3 protein-coding genes are annotated in these 1,690 nt (G+C 69.7%); all 3 read left to right on the top strand.

The genetic code is table 11. The annotated features are described in order from the left end of the window. On the top strand, positions 1-249 hold a 249-nt coding region (locus RDU12_RS15580; protein WP_308685569.1), incomplete at its 5' end, for a hypothetical protein. A gap of 3 nt (positions 250-252) precedes the next feature. After that, entirely contained in the window at positions 253-1,122 is an 870-nt protein-coding gene (locus tag RDU12_RS15575) for a 50S ribosomal protein L11 methyltransferase (protein ID WP_300293493.1), read from the top strand. A gap of 54 nt (positions 1,123-1,176) precedes the next feature. After that, positions 1,177-1,650, top strand: coding sequence for a hypothetical protein (locus RDU12_RS15570; RefSeq protein ID WP_308685568.1), 474 nt, complete (start codon positions 1,177-1,179; stop codon positions 1,648-1,650). Positions 1,651-1,690: the final 40 nt, after the last annotated feature.

The raw sequence follows: 1,690 nt of genomic DNA, 5'->3' as shown, positions 1-1,690 counted from the left end.
GGCTTTTTCGCCGCCGCCGGCTTGGGCGCGGCGGCTTTTGCGGGAGTCTTGGCGGCGGCGGGCTTCGCGGCGCTCGACTTTGCCGCCGGTTTCGGCTTGGAAGCGGCGGTCGCCGCCTTCGGTTTGGCGGTGCTCGGCTTGGACGGTGCTTTAGCCATGGTTTCCCCGACCCCTCGGTTCAGTTGGTTGATGCTGGCGGCGGAGCGCACGCCAGCGCGCGCCTCGATTCGCAATGATAGCGGTGTTTGAGAAATGTCCGAGTCCGCAGTTCAAATAATAGCGAGGGGCCCGCGAGCGATCGCCGAGGCCGCCGCCATGTCTCTGGATTCCGACCCGTTGCTGGAGGGCGCCACCTATTCGATCCTCGAGGAAGACGAGGACCGGGGCATATGGCGGATCGACGCCTTTCCCAATGATGAAGACGACGTGCGCGGCATCGAGGCGCGGCTGAAGGCGCACGACGGGCTGACGGTCATCGTCGAGAAGCTGGCCGACGCCGACTGGCTGGCCATGTCCCTGTCCGGCCTGCCGCCGGTGCGGGCCGGCCGCTTCTTCGTCTACGGCGCCCACGACGAGGGGGCCGTGCCCCGCAACACCGTCAACCTCAAGATCGACGCCGGCGCCGCCTTCGGCACCGGCCATCACGGCACCACGGTCGGCTGCCTGCTGGCCTTCGACGAGTTGCTGAAGCGCGAGCGGTTCGAGCGGGTTCTCGACGTCGGCTGCGGCACCGGCATTCTCGCCATCGCGGCGGCCAAGACCGGCTCGAGGGTGGCGGTCGGCACCGACATTGACGAGCCTTCGGTCCGCATCGCCAACGAGAATGCGAAGCTGAACCTGGCCAACGCCCGTTTCGTCCACGCCTTCGGCCTCAACGACCGCAAGGTGCGGGGGCAGGGGCCCTACGATCTGGTCTTCGCCAACATCCTCGCCCCGCCGCTGGTCAGCCTGTCCCAGGACATCAAGGAGGCCCTCGCGCTGGGTGGCGTGGCCATCCTGTCGGGCCTGCTGCGCACCCAGGAACGCCGGGTCACGGCCGCCTATCTGTCGCGCGGGTTTGTGCTGGAGCGCCGCATCCGCCGCGACGCCTGGAGCGCCCTCGTTCTGAGGCGGGTGGGTTAACGGCGGAACGGACCTCAACCGGAGCCGTTGCGGCAGTTCAATGGAGACTGCCCCGTGACCCAGTACGATCCGAACAACCCGAACACCGAAACCGTCGAGGTCATCCGCACGGTTGAGCCCGGCTACACCGAGACCGTCGAGACGGTCGTGGTGCGCGAGTCCAACACCGGCTGGTGGATCGCCGGCATCCTCGGCGCCCTCGTGCTGCTGGCGGTGCTGTGGATCCTGTTCGCCCGGGGCGGCGCGCCCCAGACCGACGAAGCCCTGCTCGACGCGCAACTCGACGCCGTGGAGGCCCAGGCCCAGGCGGACCAGGCCCTGGTCCAGGGGCAGGTCGCCGGCGCCCAGGCCAGCGTCGACATCGCCCGCGCCGACGCGGCCCGTTCGCAAGCCGAAGCCGCCCGCGCCGCCAGCGAGGCCCGCGCCGCCGAAGCCCGCGCCGTCAGCCCGGTGATCATCGAGCGCGAGGTTCCGGCCCCGGCTCCGAGCGGGACCGCCGTGGTGACGACGACGACGCCGCAGAACTGATCTGGCCAGGCCGGTCCCTTCTCCCCTTGAGGGAGAAGGG

Source organism: Brevundimonas sp. (assembly GCF_031082345.1).
GTDB lineage: Bacteria > Pseudomonadota > Alphaproteobacteria > Caulobacterales > Caulobacteraceae > Brevundimonas.
The sequence above is the reverse complement of the archived record's forward strand: the minus strand, read 5'-3'. Positions and strand labels throughout refer to the sequence as shown.

Coding starts and splice junctions, on each gene's coding strand:
- RDU12_RS15575 (WP_300293493.1), top strand. CDS start 253: ATGTCCGAGTCCGCAGTTCAAATAATAGCGAGGGGCCCGCGAGCGATC.